This window comes from Pedobacter sp. UYP1 (assembly GCF_040547305.1).
GTDB lineage: Bacteria > Bacteroidota > Bacteroidia > Sphingobacteriales > Sphingobacteriaceae > Pedobacter.
Map to the genome: position 1 here is coordinate 137,327 of NZ_JBEPPL010000011.1, position 21,994 is coordinate 159,320.

Sequence of the window (21,994 nt, forward strand, 5' to 3'; positions counted from 1 at the left end):
ACCCTGCATGGAAAACTTCAACACTCCATTATTACCTAACATAAACTATCCTGCTGATTTAAAGCAGTATACAGAAGATGACCTGGAACAAATCAGCCAGGAATTACGTCAGTATATTATTGATACTGTAAGTGTAAATGGCGGTCATTTTTCTTCTAGTCTTGGTGTTGTAGAGCTCACTGTAGCTTTACATTACGTCATGAATACCCCTTATGATAAATTAGTCTGGGATGTGGGCCACCAGGCCTATGGTCATAAAATTCTGACCGGAAGAAAATCTGTTTTTCATACAAACCGACTGCTGAATGGTATCAGTGGCTTCCCGAATATCAGCGAAAGTGAATATGATACGATGGGTGTAGGTCACTCTTCTACCTCAATTTCTGCGGCATTGGGTATGGCTGTAGCTTCACAGTTAAAAGGCGAGAAAGATCGTCAGCATGTTGCCGTAATTGGTGATGGCGCAATGACTGCCGGACTTGCTTTTGAGGGACTTAACCATGCTGGAATTGAAAATTCAAATCTGCTGGTTATCCTGAATGATAACTGTATGTCTATTGATCCGAATGTTGGTGCACTTAAAGAATATCTGACAAATATTACCACATCTAAATCTTATAACAGATTCAGAGATGATATTTCAAGTGTATTGATTAAGCTGTCTGAGCTTGGTCCTAATGCACATAAATTCGTCAAAAAGATAGAAAAAAGTATCAAAGGCACTTTATTAAATCAAAGCAACCTTTTTGAATCTTTAAATTTCAGATACTTTGGTCCGGTGGACGGTCATGACGTAAAAAAATTAGCTGCTGTACTCAGAGACCTTAAAGATATTCCTGGCCCTAAGCTATTACATTGTGTAACTGTTAAAGGAAAAGGCTTTGCATTAGCGGAGAAGGATCAAACCAAATGGCATGCTCCTGGTCTTTTTGATAAGATTACAGGCGAAATTAAAAAATCAGTAAATGATAAACCACAGCCACCAAAATATCAGGATGTTTTCGGACATACACTGGTTGAGCTCGCTGAGGCCAATAAAAATATTGTAGGGATTACCCCTGCCATGCCTTCAGGTTCATCGATGAACATCATGATGAAAGCAATGCCTGACCGTGCTTTTGATGTGGGTATTGCTGAACAGCATGCAGTCACTTTCTCTGCCGGACTGGCAACACAAGGTATGCTGCCTTTCTGTAATATTTATTCCAGTTTTATGCAGCGTGCTTATGATCAGGTGATCCATGATGTGGCTATACAGAACTTGAATGTTGTTTTTTGTCTGGATCGTGCAGGTTTTGCCGGTAGTGACGGCGCAACACACCACGGTGCTTATGACCTGGCTTATATGCGTTGTATCCCTAATATGACGGTTGCCGCTCCAATGAACGAGGAAGAGCTCAGGAACCTGATGTATACAGCTCAACTGGAAAATATGGGCCCTTTTTCTATTCGTTATCCGAGAGGAAATGGAGTCATGACAGACTGGAAACGTCCTTTTAAAGCTATTGAGGTTGGAAAAGGCAGAAAAATTTGTGACGGTGAAGAAGTAGCTATCCTGACTATTGGAAACGTTGGTAACTTTGCCGTTGAAGCTTGTAAAGAATTAAATACGGAAGGCATCCATCCTGCGCATTATGATATGCGCTTTGTTAAACCTCTGGATGAGGCTTTACTGCATGATGTCTTTACACGTTATAAAAAGATCGTTACTGTAGAAGATGGCTGTCTGCAAGGCGGAATGGGCTCTGCAGTGCTTGAATTTATGGCTGATCATCATTACCAGGCCAATGTAATCCGTTTAGGTATTCCTGACGAAGTTGTTGACCATGGAGAACAAAGCGAATTATGGTCGATTTGCGGTTATGATAAAGCTGGTATTATAGAAACTGTTAAAAAGATTGCAGTTAGCAGAACTACTGCAACTATAGCCTCTTAACTCAGTCAGATAATGATATAAAAAAAGCTACTCCGTTATATAACGAGTAGCTTTTTTTATGCTGATAATGTGATTTACTCGACAGTCACAGATTTAGCCAGATTTCTTGGCTGATCCACGTTGCAACCTCTTAATAAAGCAATATGATAAGAAAGTAATTGCAATGGTATAGTAGCCAGTAATGGAAGGAATGCTTCACTTGCATCAGGGATTTCTATACAGTAATCAGCCATTTTACGAACTTCTGTATCACCTTCGGTAACGATAGCCAGTACAATTCCTTTTCTTGCTTTTACTTCCTGAATATTACTGATTACCTTCTCATAAGAAGAGTTTTTAGTAGCGATAACTACTACTGGCATTTCTTCATCGATCAGTGCAATAGGACCATGCTTCATTTCTGCTGCCGGATAACCTTCTGCATGGATATAAGAGATTTCTTTCAATTTCAATGCACCTTCTAAAGCTACAGGGAAACCACTTCCTCTACCCAGAAACAGGCAGTTTCTGGAATCTTTAAATTTATGCGCAATCTCTTTAATCAGATCATTGGACTCTAAAGCCCTGGTGATCTTTTCAGGGATACAATCCAGTTCAGTTAACAATTCTACCAATTTGGCTTGTGTCAGGGTACCTTTTTGCTGTGCCATATAAAAGGCCATCAATGTCAATACCGTTACTTGTGCTGTAAATGCTTTGGTTGAAGCTACACCAATTTCAGGCCCTGCATGGGTATAAACTCCTGCATGCGTTAAACGTGGAATAGATGAGCCTACCACATTACAAACTCCGAAAATAGTTGCCCCTTTTTCTTTGGCCATCTCAATAGCGGCCATCGTATCTGCCGTTTCTCCGGATTGAGAGATCGCAATTACGACATCTTTTTCTGTGATAATTGGATTTCTATAACGGAATTCAGAGGCATATTCTACCTCTACAGGTATACGTGCATATTCTTCAATTAAATATTCACCAACCAGTCCGGCATGCCATGAAGTTCCACAAGCGACAATAATAATACGGTCAATGTTCTTTAGTTTGTCCGCATACTCTTTAATTCCGCCTAATTGTACTCTTCCTTCATTCGGATAAATACGGCCTCTCATACAATCTCTGATCGATCTTGCTTGTTCAAAGATTTCTTTAAGCATGAAATGCTCATAACCACCTTTTTCAAGCATTTCCAATTTAAGCTCCAGCTCCTGGATATATGGAGTTTGTACAACGTTGTCTAATCTTTTAATTAATAACTCATCGCGTTTTAAAAATGCAATCTCATTATCATTCAGATAAATTACGTTTTTAGTGTATTCAATAATTGGAGTCGCATCAGAAGCAATAAAGTATTCTCCTGCACCTACACCAATTACCATTGGACTACCTTTTCTGGCTGCAATTAACTGATCTGGGTGATCATTATCCATAATTACGATGGCATAAGCACCGCTAACCTGGTGTAAAGCCAAACGTACTGCTTCCAATAGGTCTGTGTTCTCTTTTTTGTAGATCTCCTCTACTAAATGGATCAGCACCTCTGTATCTGTATCACTGTTGAAAACGTGACCTCTTGATAACAACTCTTCTTTCAGGGTAGCATAATTTTCTATAATTCCATTGTGGATAATAGTTAATTTACCATCATTAGAAGTATGCGGATGTGAATTCCTGTCTGAAGGTTCACCGTGGGTTGCCCAACGCGTGTGCCCCATTCCAATCGTTCCCGATTTATCTTTTGCTTCAGTGAAATTTTCAAGTTCCTGAACCTTTCCTGCTTTTTTGTATATTTTTAATCCGCCTCGATTGATCAATGCGATACCCGCACTGTCATACCCACGGTATTCTAACCTTTTCAAGCCTTTCAGCACAATTGGCCAAGCTTCTCTATAACCTATATATCCTACTATTCCACACATATTATTCTAGTATAAAGGTGTAAATCTAGTCATTTAATGATTTATTTACAGTAAAATAAAATATGCTTCCTTTCTTTTGGGACAAAAGTACCCTTTGCAGGATGAATAAAGCTTATGGGTTCACCAGCGTATAATACAGCATTAAAATTATATTAATTCGTTTTAGCAATAAAGATAGACACCACTTGATTATCCTGGCATCAAAGTGTGGAATTTCTCTACACTAGACAAGTTGACGAAAAAACATAAACAACTCACTAACAGGTAATTAAACAACAAAAGCACAATTGGCATCATTATGTAACCTACCTGGATACAAATCATTGTATAAAAAAATATTTAAAATATAACATATGAAAAATTTAATCTTAGGTGCAGCCATCTTAGCATTTGCAAGTGTCTCAACCGTTAAAGCAAACGATATCAAAACACCGGTTACTATTGTAGCGCAACAAGACAGTACTACTAAAACTCCGGTTAAAATTGAAGAATTACCTGATGCTGTGAAAGCAACTTTGGCATCAGATAAATATAAAGACTGGGCTCCAATTGCAGCATTCAAAATCACTGATGCAAGTAAAGCTGAATACTACCAGGTTGATGCTAAAAAGGGTGAAGAAACCGCTTCCTTAAAAATTGGCAAAGACGGAGTTGTGGTTCAATAATTAACACACATTATGAAGAACAGAACCTGCCCTTGGAAAAGGGTGGTTTTTTTTACGCCCGAGTTATCCACATTCGGATGTTAACAACTCAGATAGACGTGGATATCTACCCAAAAACCTGATGCTTTTTCTTGGTATAAGCCAAAGATTAATCAACCAACATAATACTGTATTACAGATATATATGTAATACAGAAGGATTAAAAAGTATATCTTAACGCCAAACTAAGTTATTGACAGTTATAAACACAATTCTTCAATTTAAAGCCTTATTTTTTCAGCGTTTTATAATGGCTGTATTTTAGGAGAACAACAACAATTTAAGATTGTTATGTCAGTAATTTTAAATTACCTGGTTATGGAACGAGAAGAAAACGAGCATCAGCTTAAAAATTTAACAGAATTAAATCACAGTGCTTATTCAATCAGAGCGGGACAGCCCAACCTGACCACCCGGTCTGTCGTAAATTCTGCCAGACAATTCGTTGGAACAATCAGAGATCTCCTGATTGATGAGCAGCATCAGGCGCGTTATCTGATTTTGAACCTCGCCGGAAATGTATGGAACATTCAGGAACGTGAAGTTCTGATTCCTATTGGTGCTGCAGAGCTGCATAGTCATACAGAAGAGATTGTGCTCCCTAATATTACAGCACAGCAGATTTCAGTTTTACCCGATTATATCCAGGGACATGCAGTCATCTCAACCGATTCTGAATTATATGGCCATAAAGATTTTGATGAAGCCAGCAAAGCGGCAAAGGAAGCACATGGCAGTTATACCGAACATATTCCATTTCAAGTGATCACCAGAGTGTATCAGGAAGAGCGTGAGGCAGAAAATGCTTTTAGATTATTGGTTAAAAGGGGCTTTGCAGAAAGTGATATTAAAATCACTCCTTATAACCCACTGAATAGCGTTACAGATTTTCAGGGCAATACCAATACACAGTATTTGGGTGATGGTTCAAGGGATGAATTTATCTTAAGTCTGGCAGCTAATTCGGCGCTGGATGCAGTACTCGCACAGCAGCTTTTAAATAATACAATTTAGCATGGAATAGCACGCTGATTTTCAATCTAACCCCATTAAAAAACACATTACACACATATACATAATATTAATTATCAGCACGATACACAATAAAATGCTAAAAATCATCTTATCTCAAACAATCAGAATTAATTATTCCCGAAAAGAATAATAATGGGTATCCAAATAAGTTTTTTTCTCACAATATGGCAAGGTGTTTGCCTGATGTCAGTAATCTCCAATGAATTTATACTCATGTCAAATCAACTTAAAGATAATATGATTAAAAACTCTGACATTAGTGCGTTGGCGACTAATTTTCGCGAATTTATCACCCGAAATACGATCGAAGAGGAAAGAGATCAGCTCATAGAGGATTTAACTTCACGTAATCAGGATCTGAATCAATTCGCTTATATCACTTCTCATAATCTCCGCGCACCTTTATCGAATTTAATCGGTTTAATTGACATCCTGGATTATGACATACTGGATGAATACAATAAGACAATTGTAGATATGTTCAGAGACTCAGCTTTTAAACTGAATGAGACTATTTATGATCTGACGCAGATGCTGAGTATTAAAAGTGATAAAAAACTGAATATCGAGAATGTAAGTGTCAGCAGTATTTTCAAAAAAGTATGTAATTATTTTAATAAACAAATCCACAAACTGGGAATTTATATACACACTGATTTCCAATGTGAAATGGTTCCTTTCCCCAAAAGTTACCTGGAAAGTATATTGATGAATTTAATGTCAAATTCAATGAAGTACTATTCTGCCAGCAGACCACTCAGAATTGACATTACAACCCAACTCAATGAGGATGGAAATGTGATCATGATTTTCTCTGACAATGGTATAGGAATCGATCTTAACAAACACAAAGACAAGATTTTCGGTTTAAACCAACGCTTTCACAGCCACGTTAACGGAAGCGGTGTTGGTCTGTTTATTACCAAAACCCAGATTACTTCTATGGGAGGCAAAATAACCGTTGAAAGTGAGCTGGATAAAGGCTGTACATTCACTGTTACGTTCAAATAATGTGCAGTTATGTGACATCAATATGTGTCATTATTTTAGCGATTTAGTACGACTTTACTTCTAGTTTTGTAGTTAACGTATCCCACAGAACATGAAAAAGACCTTACTTATTGCCGCTATAGTACTAGCCGTCAGCAGCATTTTCAACTCAAAAGCCAATGCGCAGGCTGTAAGTGGTAACGTACCACTAAGCATTGTACTCTCAGATGCCTTCTCTATTACGCTTGGCCCAACTCCTAATGTTGTTTTCACTTATGCAACAGCTACAGATTATGCAGGTAGTAAAACAGTCTTGAAAACAAATCATTTTACTGTGGTAAGTAACAAGCCTTACAGTGTTGCAGTAAAAGCAGCAACAGAATTTAATGTCATCGCGGGTAATGCAACGCCGGTATCATTAAGTGTAGTACAAGTGAGCATAGATCCAAGTACGCCAACTACCGGAGCTACTTATGCTACACCAGCTTTAACAACGACCAACCAGGCACTGGTTACCGCAGCCTCTGCAACACTTGCAACTGCTTATAACGTAAATTATTCGATTCCTACTGCTGCTGGCTTACTTGGTAAGGTCGCAGGAACTTATGCAACTAATGTTGTTTACACGGTTACACAACCTTAAAACGTATACCATGAAAAAGATCTTACTCATTATCGCCGTATTGTTAGCACTTGGTACCATTTTCAACCTGAAGGCCAACGCTCAGGCTGTAAGTGGTAACGTACCGCTAAGCATCGTACTCTCGGATGCATTCTCTATTACGCTTGGCCCAACTCCCGATGTAGTTTTCACTTATGCAACAGCTACAGATTATGCAGGCAGTAAAACAGTCGCGAAAACAAACCACTTCACTGTAATTAGTAATAAGCCTTACAGCGTTGCTGTAAAAGCTGCTACAGAATTCAATATAATTGCAGGTAACGCAACTCCTGTATCCTTAAGCGTGGTACAAGTGAGTATAGATCCAAGTACACCAACTACCGGAGCTACTTATGCTACACCAGCTTTAACAACGACTAACCAGCCTTTGGTTACCACTGCTTCACCAACACTTGCGGCGGCTTATAATGTAAATTATACGATTCCTACTGCTGCTGGCCTTATTGGTAAGGTTGCAGGAACTTATGCTACTAATGTTGTTTACACGGTTACACAACCTTAATTGTTTTGATGAGGATACTTACTGGTTTATTCATCATATGCCTTGCCATGACGCTGCCAGACCCAGCGAAAGGGCAGGGCTTTTCAATTTCACCTGCCAGAATCTTCTTGACAGGAAATCCGGGAGAGACAGTTAGCCAGACAGTTACTTTTGGAAATACTTCGGCCGGCGTGTTATCTTTTGTCACCAGAATACAGGACTGGAACAGAGATTCACTGGGTACTAAAATCTATTACGACAGCAATACGTTGCCTTTATCTAATGCTAACTGGCTTACACTTTCCTCAAATAACGTTGCTGTACAGCCTGGAGAAAATAAACAGGTTAATGTATCTATGACTATTCCAGCAGATGCGAAAAAGTTAACAACGAGCATGCTTTTTTTTACGCAGGTGAAAGAACAGGAAGCACAGCAAAAAAATGTAGCCAAGGTTGGGATTAATGTTTTAATGGAGGTTGGAATACAAGTTTATTATGTACCACGGGGACTAAATCCAGGAGAACTTGAATTTCTCTCTTTTGATGACCGCGGGGTCTATGAAAATGGAAAAGCAAAAAGCAGGAGACTGGCTTTAAAAATACACAACAAGGGCAACCTGAATAAAGATGCATTTATCCGTTTCGAATTAACGAATAAAGAGACGGGTGAAGAAATAAAAATTAAACCCGAAGTGCTGGCCATGCTACCTGATGCCACACAATGGGTAATGGTGGATTTGCCAACAGATTTAAAAGGAAAATTCCTTGCTGTTGCTTTACTGGATGCCGGTTCTTCTTATGATTTGAAAGTTGCTGAAAAAGAGATTATATACCGCCCTTAGTGTTATTTTTTGCTGTTTTACAGTCGGGAATGTCAATGCGCAATTGATTATCAATCTGCCTGAAGCCAATATTTCTGGACAAACGAGCTATGTAGTCAACTTGAATAGTGGTGCATCTCCTTTTTTAAGTCTTTTGTCAGCAATAAATGTAAACGCAGCCGGTGCAACTTTATCACCAACACCTGCAACTTTACCTGCGCTTGCGCTCGCTCCGAGCCTGATCGGTATGAAAGTAACCTCTATCGGGGGAGTAAATCTTCTTTCTGGAGCAAATCCGATTATACTTTCCAGTACATCACAAAATATCTATTTTGTAGCAGTTGGTTTATTGAGTGGTACTATGCTTGTTGACTATACCATTTCGCCAATAGGTGTGGCCTGGGCCGCTGGAAGTTATGCGACGACATTAACCTTTACCGGAAGTATTATTCCACCAACACCAACACTCACCCTTAATGTTCCTGCATATATTACCTTAAATACACTTGTTCCTGCTACGACAGTATTGAACGTTAATTCGTTTGCTATTTTCAGAAGTGTGGCAGGAGTCAGCGCTGTATCTGGCAATGACTATTTTACGACTGTACCGACCCTGTTAAGCCTCAGAGCCAGCAGCAGCACCTTCACTTTTTCTACCACCCAGCCTTATAATCAGTTGCCGGCAGCAAACAGTGTAAACTTAATGGGAGCAGTTCTTTCAGGCACTTATGCAGGTTCTGCGATTAACCTTTCTGCAAGCGATCAGCTGTTGACTGCTGCCACCGGAATCCCCGTCATTATTACGAATAAAAGTATATTGTCTTCTACTTTAAGTATTAGCGGAGCCAATCTTAAAAGTAATTTTGTACAAGCAGGGACTTATACGGTGCCAGTAGTTTATACGGTCTCAAAAACAGCGTCTTCCTTCCCTGCAACTTTGCCTTCACAAACGATGAATAGTTCTGTACAGGTTAATGTAAGCAACCTCATGGAGTTGATTGTTCAGGATCCAAGTGTAACTTTAACTGTCAATACAACTGCGAACTATCAGCAAGGGGTAACCACAACAAAGCCAAATCATGTTAAAGTGAGCAGTACGGTTCCTTATAATGTAACTGTGAAGGCAAGCAGTAGTGTTTTAAGCTCTTCTGGCGGCGTACAGATACCTGTGGGGGTAATTACTATCGAGGGGATGACTGGACAGACTGGGGTTACGCCAGTTGTGCTTTCTGCGAGCCCACAGACTATAATCACTTCTGCTAATCCGATAGTAGACAGGCTGCTGAACCTGCAGTATCGCATCCCTTCAGCACAGACTTCTAATCTGTTGAATAAAACTGCAGGAAGTTATAATACCACGATTACGTATACGATTGTCGCACCTTAGTTAGAATCTGCTTACGGTAACTTTCCGGCGCTGGTCGTGGTAGAGGAAAGTCAGCATGCCAACAGGAGCTCCCTGAAGAGAAACTTCTTCTTTTTCATTCTCAATAGAAAATGGCATCCCGGCGGTCTCAATATAAACGGTATACTTATTTCTGGGCAGATAGAAACAGAAATTCCCCTGATCATCTGTTAAGGTCTGGTGTATACGGCCATTTGGATCTACAGCATTAATTCTTATGCCTGCGAGTACTGGAACCCCATCTCCATATTTTTCAGCTTTCAATTTCAGGCATCCATTCAGCGCTTGTGTTTTAACTAATGGAATTTCCAGTTTCTTACTTTTATCCAAAAAAATAACTGTCGGATCTTGCAGGCTCCAACCTCTGGTATTCGTCACAGAAACAGTATAGGCTTCTTTTTTCATATCCTTGAACTCTACGACTCCTTTACTGTTGGTTAGTGCGGCTTCTCCATTGATTTTAACTAATACACCGGCAACTGGTGCCTCTCCAGGATCGCGTTGCCCGTTACTGTTGTGGTCTTCATAATAGGTAAGCAGCAGTTTTTTCGTGCCTGGCCTGCCTTGTGCACCAAATTGCTTTTCTATACCAAATCTCAGTTGTCTGTTTTCGAAATATAGATTGTCCAGGCTATTCACTGTGTTTGGGATGGGGTTATAAAGTGATATTGGTTGCTTTTGCCTGGTGATAGTATACTGCAGGTCACTCGTGAGTGCCCAGTTTCCTTTCAGCAGATATCTGATGTTACTGTTCACGGAGTAGTTATTACTGTGCGTGAAACCATAATAGTTATACATCCCGCCCAGACGGAAAGTAAGGTTATTTTGCAACACTTCAAAGTGAACGTTAGGACCAAAAGAATATAATCTGTATTTGTTAGTGCCGGTCGAAGACAGAATATCTGAAATATAGAAAGGGTTTAATTGAATGTAGCTGCTGAATCCAAAAATCGGCAGATTATAACTGGTATTGATTTTAATGGAATGAAAGGGAGCGAGTGGTCTTTCTGAGGTATTCACATAGGTATACCCGTAATCGGCGGTCATGGAGAAGCTATGTATACGTCCGCTATAAGCTACATTGGCGCTAAAACGCATCGCTGAGGATCTCCAATCCGCGTTAGCACCAAATTCATCTGTAACGGTGGAAGTAATCAAATGCTGATTCATGAAATAAGGCCCGAAACCAATAAAAACATTGCCAGCCCTGGTGTTGAATCCCAATTCATAAATGTATATCGCATTTTTATTGATGCCGGTATTAAAGATATTATTAAACTCATATTGATATTTCGGGTTATTGACCTGCATATTAAAGTGAGCTGCCAGGCTATTGGAGTTTTCAAAGTTACGGGTCAGGCGAAGATCTGTCAGTAGCAGACCACGTCTCAATCCTGTAAAATATGGACTGCTGTAGTATCCGCTTCCAGCAAATTGATAAGCATTGGTGTTCAAGGCGTAATTCATCCCAGCTGAGACACCTTGCTGTTGTGAAGAATTTGTTTTCTGCTGTGCTTCTAACGAATAGCCCGCTTCAAAATCTAAAAGCTGTCCTTTGCCCACGTTCAATCCTGTCTTTATGCTCAATTGATTTGCATCAATTCCAGTAAAAGGGTCGCGGCTGTGCACATAGGTAAGCCTCCGGTCACCTTTAGTATCCGGAGTAGCCAGGTTATAATCAACCGCCAGAATTTTCGCCCCCGGGATTGTGGTATTGATCTGATCGTACAACAGAAAATTATTCTGAATGCCATAAACGGACAATACGCCATTGTCTTTCAATTTCAAGCTTGCTTTTATTCCCCTGCCACCTAAAGAAAAATCTACATTCTCATATATATTACCCACTTTAACTCCCCAGCCTTTTGCCTGATAATCTACATAGGTGTTATAAATATTAATCCCGTTCACATTTTGCTGATGGTACTGGTCAGCATTTAACCGGTATTCGAGCGATGCGTTATCTCCTGTTTTAACTTTTCCATTTGCTTGTAACTGATAAAAAGATGAATTGCTACTCAAGCTGGCATAGCGCAGGGCGATTGTATTAGACAGCGTACCTGTGTATTGATCTCCGCCCATGCTTAGTCTTCTAGCGTTGGTCACGTTAATGATCCTGATCATTTTAACAGCTAATGGATGATTGCCGGCATCTACCGCCTGAATAGTCACGGTGAAATCTGCTGGAACACGGTTGTTTATTTTATTCCTGGCTAAAAAAGGCAGTAATTGCTGGGTACCGGGCTGCAGGGTAAGATTCATAGTCTGTCCTGTAAATTCCAGCCCGTCGGGAATACCCGAAAGTAACAGTCTGAAGGTAATAGGAACAAAGCCATTATTTGCACAACGCACCACTACCTGCGCCTGATTACTCAGCTGGCCCAGGTAGACTTCATTTTCTTCTGTACCAATGGTCAGCCCGCCGACATCGGTTAACTGGGTCATGAATGCTGCAGATTTTTGCACCTCAACACTTCCCCTTAAAGCGGTCAGGTGAACGCTAAAGAGCTGGCTGTTATTGTTAATCGTTTGCCGGTCTGCGATATACTTTAATGGAAAAAGTTTGCTCTCCCCTGCTTTCAGCACCAGGCTATCTGGCAGGGAGATTAATCCCTTAGTCAGGAGTTTTTCTTTTTTGTCCTGTAGCAGGGTCACTGTCTCTTTTTCAAGATTTGTCACTTTCAGCAGATTAGAGAAGGTTTCACCGCCTTTAATTTCAAGCGTATCCCGAGTAAAAGCATATTTTACCTGAGCTGATGCATTAAACCCGGCCAGACAGCAAATAATCAAATAAAATACTTTCAAATAGCCGATTTTATGCATCATAGTTCATGATAAAAAGCATAGCTGCCCTGCAGGACAAGGAATAGCCAATTGATCTTTATTTGAATTGAGCAAGCAGCTCACCCTTACTATTAATATTCAGTTTCTTATAAGTTCTTTTGATATACTGACGGACAGTATCTAAGGAGATCCCATATTTATAACCTATCAATTTATAACTCAGGCCATGTTGAAGACCTTCTACGATCTGGCGTTCTCTATAACTTAATTTGGATTGATAATCTATGGTATACTGTACTTGCTGAATTACATTCCGCGAGATAGAAGGGCTAAAAACAGAACCTCCGCGATAAGTGGTTACAATAGTTGAGATCACATCATCTACACAGGTATCTTTGGTCAGATATCCCATAGCCCCAGCCTTTACACAGGCCAGAACACTATTATGATCTTGAATATTACTGTAAACAACTACGTTTGTGTTCGGAAATTTCCGGTAAATGTCAGGGATGACATCAATTCCGTTTACTTCGATGTCGAGCAGGGTAACATTGGGTTCCTGAGAGGGCTGTACTTTCTTGCATTCTCCCATAGATCCAATGTCGAGGGTAACCTTTAGATTATGCTGATGCTGATGATTTAGCATCACACGCATCATATTTCTGCTCTGTTGATTGGTATCAATAATTCCGACTTTTATCATATTTTCCCCTCCTTAACCTCATTCAGTAAATAACTTGAAATGATATGAAATAAAGTTAATAAATACTTTAAGCGCTTAAGTATTCATTCTGTTCATTCACTAAGGAGGGGGTTTGAATAAAATATATACTACTTTAATACGTTGCTAATGAGCGGAATAACACCTGATGAAGTAGCACTTAGGAAGGAGTCTCTTAAGCTTCTGCCGAGGTTTACATGTTCTTTGATACTTTCGGCTCTTAATTGATAATAAGCTGAGAATGATGTATTTAAATTGGGGTAATGAAGTAAACAATGTGATAGTGTTTTCGCATCGAGCATCGCATTTGTAGTTCCTGCGCTCGTAAATGGGAGTGCAACGTGTGCTGCATCGCCAATCAAGACTACATTTTGATGATGAAAGCTTGGCAACAGGTCAAAATCCCTGGTATTCCAAATGTAGCTGGTTCGAAAGTCGTTGCTTGCTAACACCTCTTGTACTTCGGCTGGGAAGTTTTTCAACAGCTTAAAACATAATTCACGCAGTAGTTCGGGGTATTGGCCTGAACGTGGATTAATGTCTTCAGGGATGTCAGCTAATAGTGGATCATATTGCATAAACCACACCATTTCTGTTGCTGACGTCGGAATAAGGCCAAAGGACAATCCAAGGTCTTTTTGCTGAAACTTGGTAAATCTGCCTTGTAGTGAGCCAGCAAGTTCAGCATGTTGTACAATGCCAACTACTTCTTTTACTTTACCCGGTTCAAATTTCACTTCACCAAATAACTGCTGCCGGACAATTGAGTTTGCTCCGTCTGCGCCAATAAAAACATCTCCGTACTCCACCTCTCCATTCGAAAATACTGCAGCTACAACTTGCCCGTCTTCATCTATAAAATGAGAAAATACACGGTTGTTTTTTAACCTGTGTGCAGGCAGGAATTGATTTAAACAAGCCAGCAGGTCTGTACGTTTGAAACATTGCCAGTCTTCGAGTGCTTTTTCATTCACAATCAGCCCTTCTGAATCCTTCAGCATAAAGGTGTGTACTGCTTTACCGGGAAGTAAAAAATTACTTTCAGTTGCAAGCTCATTCAACACAGTAATCCCGTCATGATGCATCAGAAAGGCATGCCCGCCTACCGCAGAGAAGATTTGTCTTTCGTTTACACACACTTCAATATTATGCTGATGCAGATAAATCCCCATGCATAGCCCGGCAATCCCACCGCCTAAAACAACTACTTTCATAAATTATTAACCGTAGTTTTTATGTTGTACAACGCTTCATTGAGAATATCTTCTGAAGTAGCAAAACTCATTCTGATAAACCCTTCTGCGCCTTCTCCAAACCATTCTTTAGCACCGGGAACTACAGCAACTTTTGCCTTGTCGAGTAAAAGCTGATGGACTTCTTTACTGCTTTTCCCAGTCCCTGTAATGTTGGTAAATGCGACATAACATCCTTCTGGAGAAATACAGTTGAAACCCTGCGTCGCATTGAGTTCTCTAACAGTCAGATCTCTCATTTTCTGAAGATGTACCAGGAAATCGTCCAGCCAGTATCCACAGTCGTTGAGTGCAGTGGTTGCTGCAACCTGTGAAAGGATATTAGCGCCGTGTATAGTAGATCCGTGAAGGGAAACTTCAAACAAACGATCATAGTGTGCCTGATTTGATGCCATAACTGCTCCGATCCGCAGGCCTGCAAGGCCATAAGATTTACTGAAACCTGTTACAGTAATAGTCTGATTTCTGATCTCTTCACTGATGGAAGCTATACTTGTATATAAATTTGGTGTATAAACGATATCACTCCATATTTCATCCGATAAAATAATCAGTCCATGTTTACAGGCGATTTCTCCCAGCTGAATTAATTCATCCTTCTTAAACACCTTTCCTGTTGGGTTCAATGGATTACAAAGACAGATCATACGTGTTTTAGGTGTAATCAGTCTTTCAAGGTGAGCAAAATCAACGGTATCAGTTCCTGGAGGAATAGCAAACGGGATAGCAACTCCGCCAACAGCTTCGGTTGAGTACCTGAAAAGGAAATCTACGGGATCAAAGATAATGGCTTCCTCACCCGGCGAAAGAAATGCTTTACAGGTTAAATAAATACCGAAGGCCGCACTATCTACTGGAAATATAAATCCAGGAATCGCCGGAATATTCCGCTTAACGGAATAATAATTAGCTAAACTTTCTTTAAATTCAGGTAATCCTGCAGCAGGGCCGTAAGAAAGATATCTATCCTGTGTAAACCTGATAATTGATTCTGCAATTTCGGGCGCGCTAGGAAAGTCTGGATCTGCAGCAGTAAGTGGAATAACTCCCTCGGGTACAGTAGCCCACCTTAAGTTAAACGCTCTCTTCTTTAGAATATCCAGGTTGACAGATTGGGATTGAAACATCCTCTAAAACTATAAATTTTCTAGAATTTCCAGAAACTTTTCTTTTACTAAAGGCTTGATAATAAATTCACAAACTTCTTCTATGTTTTTTGATCTTTCCATCTCATGCGGAGAGATGGAGGAAGACACAATATAGAGCTCGTTTCTTTTCACAAAAGAAGGATACAATTCCTGATATTCAGCTAAAAACTCCCAGCCGTCCATGACTGGCATATTCAGGTCCAGGAAGATAACATCAGGCAATAATTCTTTTTTATCCTGGATTTCTTTTAGATGAGTAATCGCCTGCAGTCCGTCTGAAAAAACTTCAACTTCAACATTTTCAGACACTTTCAGCATTGTTTTTTTTGTAAGAAATACAAAAATATCATCATCATCGATGAGGTACACTTTTTTCATTACCAATTCATATTTTGATTTACAAATTCTATTGAAAAAATAGAACCCTGGTCTGGAAAACTCTCCACCCAAATTTTACCGCCCATCGCTTCCACCTGGGTTTTAGTCATAAATAATCCAAGGCCTTTCGCATCAGGGTGACGGTGAAATACCTTTCCGATTTTAAATATATTGTCTTTGTGTTTAACAAGGTCTATACCCAACCCATTATCCTGAACAGTAAGAACAATATTTCCCTCTTTCATTTTAGAGGCCAGATTCAACGAGAGCTGTCTTTCTGGCGATTGATATTTAATCGCATTGCTGATCAGGTTATAAAAAATGCTTGCCAGATATTTATGCGGATATAATACTGCTGGTGCATCTTCAAAGTCAACCCGGATCTTGGCTTTTGCTTTCTGAATCTCCACGTAGAGTCCGTCAAGTGCTTCCTGAAGACAGGTACTAAAATTCAGTCTGTCCAGTTTAATATCTCTGTCTAATCTGATCTGTATAGATTCGACCAGCTCATTAAATGTACTTTTCAGATTTTCTATGACAGGTTCCAGTTTTGAAACCAGCATTTTTTGTTCCTCAGCGTCATCCGCTTCTTGTATAAACTCTGCCAGCATAGCCATATTGATTAGCGGCCCGCGTAAATTATGAGAAACTACATTACAGAAATCTATCAATTGTGTATTCTGAATGGCCAGCTGCTCCATAATCAGCGTTTGCTTCTCTTCCAGCAGTTTACGTTCGGTGATGTCTATTCCAAAACCAATGACCATAATGAAATTCCCTTTTTCATCATGCATAGGGAACATTCTTCTTAAAAAGGTAATGTTATTACCATTGGGATCTTTCTGACTTTCTTCCCAGCCTATTGCCTTTCCGGTATTCTTTACTTCCAGAAACTGCGCTCTTCGCGCTTTAGCTATCTCAGGATCACGGTTTCTGTAAGCAGCATATTCAAAGTCATCCTTTCCTATAATGAACTTCCTGTATTCTTCGTTTTTAATTGCCATTGGGTTGGCAAAAAGATATTTGTGGTCAGCGTCAAATACGACAATATCCTGCGGAATATTATTGAGAATACTCTCATAAAATTCTTTAATACTATTATTGATGACCGGAAGTTTGAGCTGTAATAAACTGGCTACCTGCTGAGCAAGTAACGCAAGGCCTTTGTGCTGTTCCTGGTTTAGTGTAATTTGTTTCGGGCCGGCCACACTTAAATGTCCAATAACCAGATTCTTATTCACGACTACAGGTATAGCGATCAAAAATGGGAATATATCGTTGATAGAATTGTCTCTGGGAGTTTCAGTCAGGTCAGTACCCAGTTTTGCTTTATACCATATCCGGTTTTTATCAACAAAAGTGATAGCCGAAACCGGTGCCTGTGTAATAATAGCAGCAAGTTTGACGATATTGTCAAACTCCTGTTCTTCACCAGTATCCAAAATTTCCAACACATAAAGCGCAGCAATTCTGTCAGCTTCATTCCTAAGTGATGGGATATTAATCATATGCAGGTTTCAGTCAACAATTTTGACGATACAAAGCTAGTTATTAGATTGATTCTTTTATTAAAAAGAAAAAGCCTTGTGATCATTTATCCAAGATAGAATTTTTTCTCCACATTCAATCCCGCTCTAAAGTAAACAGTCGTTCTTTTTATTCACCATTTCAATAACTATGTGAATAAAGCGCGCGCATTTTGTTCATTATCTTTAAAAAAATTGAGAAATTGTCAGGATGATTGAATATTTTAGTGTTTTAAATGGTTATGAGACAAAACTTTAGGTGGCAGGAAAGACACAATACTGAGCATATGATGGGATACGCTGAAAAGAATAAAAACTTTCTCACGATCATTGAAAAATGCAACGAACTAATATTCTTTATTAAAAAAAATGGTGACTTTATTCATGTTACCACCTCTACTGAACAACTATTCGGTTTTAGCAATGAGGAGTACCTTGGATTTAATATATTAGATACAGTACATCCGGAAGATCTGAATCACACCAAAGAAAGACTTCAGCTGGTCGTTTCTTCTTCTGGAGCAAACGTAAATTTAAAATTCAGAAGCCGGACCAAGCAAAGTGAATACCGCTGGATAGAGGGAGTCATGACGAACTTACTCGATGACAGTATGCAATCACTGATGTTCAGGTTTAATGATATTACGGACCGGATAAATAGCGAAAATGAACAAGCGCTGCTGATTCAGGAATTTACGAAAAGAAATCAGGATCTTAATCAGTTTGTCTATATTATTTCCCATAACCTGAGAACACCACTGGCTAATTTAATAGGCTTGATTAATATTTTAGAAACCGACCTGCTCGATGACTATAATAAAGGGATTGTAGAGCTGTTTAAATGTTCCACAGACAGACTAAGTGAAACGGTTTTTGACCTTACTCATATTTTAACGCTTAAAGATAACCAAGGCGTAAAGATCACGAAAGTTAATGTGCAGAAAGCATTTGAAAAAGTTTGCCACTCCTTTAATGAGCAAATTAAACAGCTTGGTGTGTTATTGACCAGTAGCTTTGACTGCAGTCACGTAAATTTCAATAAAAGTTATCTGGAAAGTATATTGATGAATCTGTTCTCAAATGCAATCAAATATCGCCTGCACAGCAGAAAGCTTGAAATAAAAGTGAAGCTGACCAGAGATAACCATAATAATTGTATACTGAGCTTTTCAGACAATGGAATGGGCATTGACATGAAGGCTAATAAAGACAAACTCTTTGGCCTTCATCAGCGGTTTCATAACCATATCACAGGAAATGGAGTGGGTCTGTTTATTACTAAATCACAGATTACCTCTCTTGGTGGCCATATTGAGGTCAAAAGCGCAGTGAACGAAGGCACTACTTTCACGGTTACCTTTAAAGGGGAAACTGTTAACTTGTTAAACCAGAACTACCAGCCTGTCCTACAATAGACTCTATAGCCATATTTAATTTTTTTGAAGAATCATTCAGGAAGTTCAGTGTCTGCTGGGTATCCTCCCCTGGATATTTGATCAGGAATTCTGTCAGGCTCATAATATTTGCCAGCGGAGCTCTGACCAGGTGACTCTGAATCCAGGCGATTTCTTTCAGGTCTTTGTTCTGGCGTTCAATTTTCTGAATATAATTAATCCGTTCAGATACATCTGTAGCCAACACCAGGCGCGCTTCGCGCTCTTCGAACCTGATCGTATTAGTCTCAATCTCTACCGGAAAAACTTCTTTATTTTTGTTGATATGAATTAATATACCGGAATAATCCCTGTTATTAATCATACTGGTCAGGTCCATCAATTTACTGCTTTCTGATTGCGGGCGGATATCCACAATATTCATCTGTAAAAATTCTTCTTTGGTATAGCCATATTTAGTACAGGCTGCATCATTTGCATGCAGGAATTTGCCATTCTCCATATCAAAGACATACATTGGAACGGGGTTGGCTTCGAATGTATTTCTGAAGTAGCGCTCCGAGGCATCCAATCTTGAAATCAGATTTGCCTCTTTTTTGATCGTCTGTTCCAGACCATTCAGCACTTTACTGATTAACATCACGCTGATCAGACTCACAAAAATGAGATTCCCGGAGTAAGATGCCCATAATGGCAAATCATAACTCTGCAATAGCGGGCTCTCAAAGAGTTTATATTGTATGACTGCACCAAAGCCCGCACAAATCAGGACATTTAATCCCACAAGCCAATAGGCCGCAGGACGCGGAAAAATCATAGCAGAAAAGATAGTAATGATAATCAAATAAAGAACTCCCGGGCCTTCTGAACCTAAAACTGCTATATAAATGATTGCTAGCACATATAAAAGAAATAGTGCTAATATTTTCCTGGTATGAATCATGATTTTCTTATTGAAAATAATAGATAATAAGGCGAATACAAAAACAACGTTGAACCATTGTACGATAGTATTGCCCGCAAAGAAACCAAAAGTAACTGAAGACACGAATGCAACTATGCTGATAATAAAACCATAGCTGATCACATTTCTAAAAAGTCGTTTCCGCCAAAAGACATGCTCCTCTTCAGAGGGGTCTGAATTCCTGAGCACCGCCTGTTCGATCAGCCGCTGCACTCTCCACCAATGTTCTTTTATTGAAAACATAAACTTTATCCCCAAAGATTAGCAGGATAAACACCTTCATCCGCAAGCTTCTGTAAGGCGGCTTTCACCACCGGCGCATCTTCTTTAAAAGTTACCCCAAACCATTTAGCTTGTGTAGGAATCATCTTTACGACACCCTCACCAGATTTAATCAGCAGGTCAGCAACCTCAGGAATAAGGAATTCTGCTTTCAGCTCAGTACTGTTTTTATCCAGAAATTTATAATATTCTTGCTCAGACCAGTTCACGAAATCTGGTGTGAAACAAAAGAAATTCATACTTACCTTGGTCTCCAGTGGAAGTTCCTGTACTGAATCACCAATTTTAGTAAATGCCTTGCCTTCTTCTTTATAGATTTCCTTACGTTCAGTAATGCTTACGATCTCCTGAGCTGCATTTACATTAATTTCTCCACGTGTAACCGATCCGTTATCACTTAAAGTATTTTTTAATTCATATCCAATACATGCATATTTATTTACCTCTATAGCAGTAGTCAGAAAGTTATAAGCTTGTTTAAAGGCATCAAAACCATAAAAATCATCTGCATTAATTACTGCAAACGGACCATCCAATACATCCTTACAGCATAATAATGCATGTGAAGTTCCAAAAGGTTTCGTTCTGTCCGCAGAAATTTTTCTGCCGCCACTAAAACTTTCCAATGATTGATAAACATAATCTGTAGCAATCTTTCCTCTTAATTTAGGCTCAATAACCTCTTTAAATGCTGCCGAGAATTCCTCTCTTATAATAAAAATGACCTTTCCAAATCCAGCTTTTATCGCATCATAAATTGAATATTCCATTATAGTTTCTCCCGAAGGACCAAAAGATTCAGTTTGCTTATTACCACCGTATCTGCTAGCCATACCAGCAGCCAGAATAACAAGAGAAGGTTTTGTTGTAGCCATATAATTTTTAATATTTTAATATAAAATAGCAAAAGTTACTCCATCTTTTTATTCAGGGCTTAATCACATTGATAAAATTACGGCGTACCTTTGTACAGAGCGGAAAATAACTATGATTGACAATTTTTCAAGCGATGCAGCATTCGATAGTTTGTACTCATTAAGAGCACAACAGCTGTCTTCTATCCACTGGACTCCTATTGACATTGCTGTAAGGGCCGCTAAACACCTTACTGGAGGAGAAGGAAAAAATATTTTAGATATAGGAAGCGGAGTAGGTAAATTTTGTATTGTAGCCGCTCAAATTTTTCCAGCACATACTTTTCATGGTGTGGAGCAAAGAAAAGCGTTAGTAGACGAGGCGATTATTGCCCAAAATGCAACAAGGACAACCAATGTAAATTTCATTCACGCCAATTTTAATGAACTGGATATGAATGATTATGATCATATTTATTTTTATAACTCTTTCAGCGAAAACTTATTCCATTATAAGCCTATTGATAACCTGATTGACTGTTCTCAGGATATCTACAATGAATATCTGACACAATTTTATAATTTACTGGAAGAAAAACCATCTGGTACAAGAGTAGCAACTTTTCACTGCAATAATGAATATGTTCCTTCATCCTATAAAAGGGTGCAGCACATTACTGGTGAAGCTTTAAAGCTCTGGATTAAAAAATAGAATTACCGTA

Annotated in this window: 19 protein-coding genes; 10 read left to right on the forward strand and 9 right to left on the reverse strand. The window is 39.2% G+C overall.

The features are described 5' to 3' along the window. Positions 1-7 precede the first annotated feature (7 nt). Positions 8-1,936, forward strand: coding sequence for a 1-deoxy-D-xylulose-5-phosphate synthase (gene dxs, locus ABIB30_RS19510; protein ID WP_354304715.1), 1,929 nt, complete (start codon positions 8-10; stop codon positions 1,934-1,936). A 74-nt stretch (positions 1,937-2,010) separates the two neighbouring features. Here the strand turns inward: dxs and glmS are convergent, their stop codons facing one another. Further along, positions 2,011-3,849: a glutamine--fructose-6-phosphate transaminase (isomerizing) gene (gene glmS, locus ABIB30_RS19515; protein WP_354304716.1), complete on the reverse strand. Its 1,839-nt coding sequence runs from the start codon at positions 3,847-3,849 to the stop codon at positions 2,011-2,013. A 353-nt stretch (positions 3,850-4,202) separates the two neighbouring features. Here glmS and ABIB30_RS19520 point away from each other — a divergent pair, with 353 nt between their 5' ends. The 7 genes from ABIB30_RS19520 to ABIB30_RS19550 all read left to right on the forward strand — a co-directional run bounded on the left by ABIB30_RS19520 (position 4,203) and on the right by ABIB30_RS19550 (position 9,950). Then, positions 4,203-4,514: a hypothetical protein gene (locus ABIB30_RS19520; protein WP_354304717.1), complete on the forward strand. Its 312-nt coding sequence runs from the start codon at positions 4,203-4,205 to the stop codon at positions 4,512-4,514. Positions 4,515-4,872: 358 nt separating this feature from the next. After that, positions 4,873-5,568 carry a PRC-barrel domain-containing protein gene (locus tag ABIB30_RS19525; protein WP_354304718.1) on the forward strand — a complete coding sequence of 232 codons (696 nt, stop codon included), beginning with the start codon at positions 4,873-4,875 and terminating at the stop codon, positions 5,566-5,568. A gap of 234 nt (positions 5,569-5,802) precedes the next feature. Beyond that, on the forward strand, positions 5,803-6,600 hold the full coding sequence (locus ABIB30_RS19530) for a sensor histidine kinase (protein WP_354304719.1): 798 nt from the start codon (positions 5,803-5,805) through the stop codon (positions 6,598-6,600). A gap of 91 nt (positions 6,601-6,691) precedes the next feature. Then, positions 6,692-7,222: a hypothetical protein gene (locus ABIB30_RS19535; RefSeq protein ID WP_354304720.1), complete on the forward strand. Its 531-nt coding sequence runs from the start codon at positions 6,692-6,694 to the stop codon at positions 7,220-7,222. 10 nt (positions 7,223-7,232) lie between these two features. Further along, a complete protein-coding gene (locus ABIB30_RS19540) occupies positions 7,233-7,763 on the forward strand; it encodes a hypothetical protein (RefSeq protein ID WP_354304721.1) in 531 nt (176 codons plus the stop codon). Between the two features lie 8 nt (positions 7,764-7,771). Further along, complete coding sequence (locus ABIB30_RS19545) at positions 7,772-8,584, forward strand: fimbrial biogenesis chaperone (protein ID WP_354304722.1); 813 nt, start codon at positions 7,772-7,774, stop codon at positions 8,582-8,584. Further along, the gene (locus ABIB30_RS19550) at positions 8,553-9,950 is read left to right on the forward strand and encodes a hypothetical protein (RefSeq protein ID WP_354304723.1); all 1,398 of its coding nucleotides are present in this window, start codon (positions 8,553-8,555) and stop codon (positions 9,948-9,950) included. Before ABIB30_RS19545 ends, ABIB30_RS19550 begins: the two co-directional genes overlap by 32 nt. On the opposite strand, the gene ABIB30_RS19555 is transcribed toward ABIB30_RS19550, so the two are convergent. From ABIB30_RS19555 to ABIB30_RS19580, 6 genes are all read right to left on the reverse strand, one after another. Beyond that, on the reverse strand, positions 9,951-12,794 hold the full coding sequence (locus ABIB30_RS19555) for an SdrD B-like domain-containing protein (RefSeq protein ID WP_354304724.1): 2,844 nt from the start codon (positions 12,792-12,794) through the stop codon (positions 9,951-9,953). It abuts the gene before it with no gap. Positions 12,795-12,849: 55 nt separating this feature from the next. Further along, complete coding sequence (locus ABIB30_RS19560) at positions 12,850-13,455, reverse strand: LuxR C-terminal-related transcriptional regulator (protein ID WP_354304725.1); 606 nt, start codon at positions 13,453-13,455, stop codon at positions 12,850-12,852. Between the two features lie 128 nt (positions 13,456-13,583). Further along, positions 13,584-14,687, reverse strand: coding sequence for an FAD-dependent monooxygenase (locus ABIB30_RS19565; protein WP_354304726.1), 1,104 nt, complete (start codon positions 14,685-14,687; stop codon positions 13,584-13,586). Next, complete coding sequence (locus tag ABIB30_RS19570; protein ID WP_354304727.1) at positions 14,684-15,853, reverse strand: pyridoxal phosphate-dependent aminotransferase; 1,170 nt, start codon at positions 15,851-15,853, stop codon at positions 14,684-14,686. Before ABIB30_RS19570 ends, ABIB30_RS19565 begins: the two co-directional genes overlap by 4 nt. 9 nt (positions 15,854-15,862) lie before the next feature. Beyond that, on the reverse strand, positions 15,863-16,252 hold the full coding sequence (locus ABIB30_RS19575; protein WP_111633059.1) for a response regulator: 390 nt from the start codon (positions 16,250-16,252) through the stop codon (positions 15,863-15,865). Next, complete coding sequence (locus ABIB30_RS19580) at positions 16,252-17,760, reverse strand: sensor histidine kinase (protein WP_354304728.1); 1,509 nt, start codon at positions 17,758-17,760, stop codon at positions 16,252-16,254. The genes ABIB30_RS19575 and ABIB30_RS19580 overlap by 1 nt, the downstream gene beginning before the upstream one ends. Before the next feature lie 260 nt (positions 17,761-18,020). On the opposite strand from ABIB30_RS19580, the gene ABIB30_RS19585 reads away from it, so the two are divergent. Then, positions 18,021-19,193: a sensor histidine kinase gene (locus ABIB30_RS19585; protein ID WP_354304729.1), complete on the forward strand. Its 1,173-nt coding sequence runs from the start codon at positions 18,021-18,023 to the stop codon at positions 19,191-19,193. Here ABIB30_RS19585 and ABIB30_RS19590 read toward each other — a convergent pair. Further along, positions 19,153-20,379 carry a PAS domain S-box protein gene (locus ABIB30_RS19590; protein ID WP_354304730.1) on the reverse strand — a complete coding sequence of 409 codons (1,227 nt, stop codon included), beginning with the start codon at positions 20,377-20,379 and terminating at the stop codon, positions 19,153-19,155. The genes ABIB30_RS19585 and ABIB30_RS19590 overlap by 41 nt on opposite strands. A 5-nt stretch (positions 20,380-20,384) precedes the next feature. Continuing rightward, the gene (locus ABIB30_RS19595) at positions 20,385-21,293 is read right to left on the reverse strand and encodes a nucleotidyltransferase family protein (protein WP_354304731.1); all 909 of its coding nucleotides are present in this window, start codon (positions 21,291-21,293) and stop codon (positions 20,385-20,387) included. A 76-nt stretch (positions 21,294-21,369) separates the two neighbouring features. Between ABIB30_RS19595 and ABIB30_RS19600 the strand changes: the two genes are divergently transcribed. Continuing rightward, a complete protein-coding gene (locus ABIB30_RS19600) occupies positions 21,370-21,984 on the forward strand; it encodes a class I SAM-dependent methyltransferase (RefSeq protein WP_354304773.1) in 615 nt (204 codons plus the stop codon). Positions 21,985-21,994: the final 10 nt, after the last annotated feature.

Bases quoted from the DNA above. Each gene is read 5' to 3' on its own strand.
- ABIB30_RS19560 (WP_354304725.1), bottom strand. From the start codon at position 13,455: ATGATAAAAGTCGGAATTATTGATACCAATCAACAGAGCAGAAATATG.
- ABIB30_RS19525 (WP_354304718.1), top strand. From the start codon at position 4,873: ATGGAACGAGAAGAAAACGAGCATCAGCTTAAAAATTTAACAGAATTA.
- ABIB30_RS19575 (WP_111633059.1), bottom strand. From the start codon at position 16,252: ATGAAAAAAGTGTACCTCATCGATGATGATGATATTTTTGTATTTCTT.
- ABIB30_RS19565 (WP_354304726.1), bottom strand. From the start codon at position 14,687: ATGAAAGTAGTTGTTTTAGGCGGTGGGATTGCCGGGCTATGCATGGGG.
- ABIB30_RS19545 (WP_354304722.1), top strand. From the start codon at position 7,772: ATGAGGATACTTACTGGTTTATTCATCATATGCCTTGCCATGACGCTG.
- ABIB30_RS19580 (WP_354304728.1), bottom strand. From the start codon at position 17,760: ATGATTAATATCCCATCACTTAGGAATGAAGCTGACAGAATTGCTGCG.
- glmS (WP_354304716.1), bottom strand. From the start codon at position 3,849: ATGTGTGGAATAGTAGGATATATAGGTTATAGAGAAGCTTGGCCAATT.
- ABIB30_RS19555 (WP_354304724.1), bottom strand. From the start codon at position 12,794: ATGATGCATAAAATCGGCTATTTGAAAGTATTTTATTTGATTATTTGC.
- ABIB30_RS19595 (WP_354304731.1), bottom strand. From the start codon at position 21,293: ATGGCTACAACAAAACCTTCTCTTGTTATTCTGGCTGCTGGTATGGCT.
- ABIB30_RS19520 (WP_354304717.1), top strand. From the start codon at position 4,203: ATGAAAAATTTAATCTTAGGTGCAGCCATCTTAGCATTTGCAAGTGTC.
- ABIB30_RS19590 (WP_354304730.1), bottom strand. From the start codon at position 20,379: ATGTTTTCAATAAAAGAACATTGGTGGAGAGTGCAGCGGCTGATCGAA.
- ABIB30_RS19570 (WP_354304727.1), bottom strand. From the start codon at position 15,853: ATGTTTCAATCCCAATCTGTCAACCTGGATATTCTAAAGAAGAGAGCG.
- ABIB30_RS19535 (WP_354304720.1), top strand. From the start codon at position 6,692: ATGAAAAAGACCTTACTTATTGCCGCTATAGTACTAGCCGTCAGCAGC.
- dxs (WP_354304715.1), top strand. From the start codon at position 8: ATGGAAAACTTCAACACTCCATTATTACCTAACATAAACTATCCTGCT.
- ABIB30_RS19530 (WP_354304719.1), top strand. From the start codon at position 5,803: ATGTCAAATCAACTTAAAGATAATATGATTAAAAACTCTGACATTAGT.
- ABIB30_RS19540 (WP_354304721.1), top strand. From the start codon at position 7,233: ATGAAAAAGATCTTACTCATTATCGCCGTATTGTTAGCACTTGGTACC.
- ABIB30_RS19585 (WP_354304729.1), top strand. From the start codon at position 18,021: ATGAGACAAAACTTTAGGTGGCAGGAAAGACACAATACTGAGCATATG.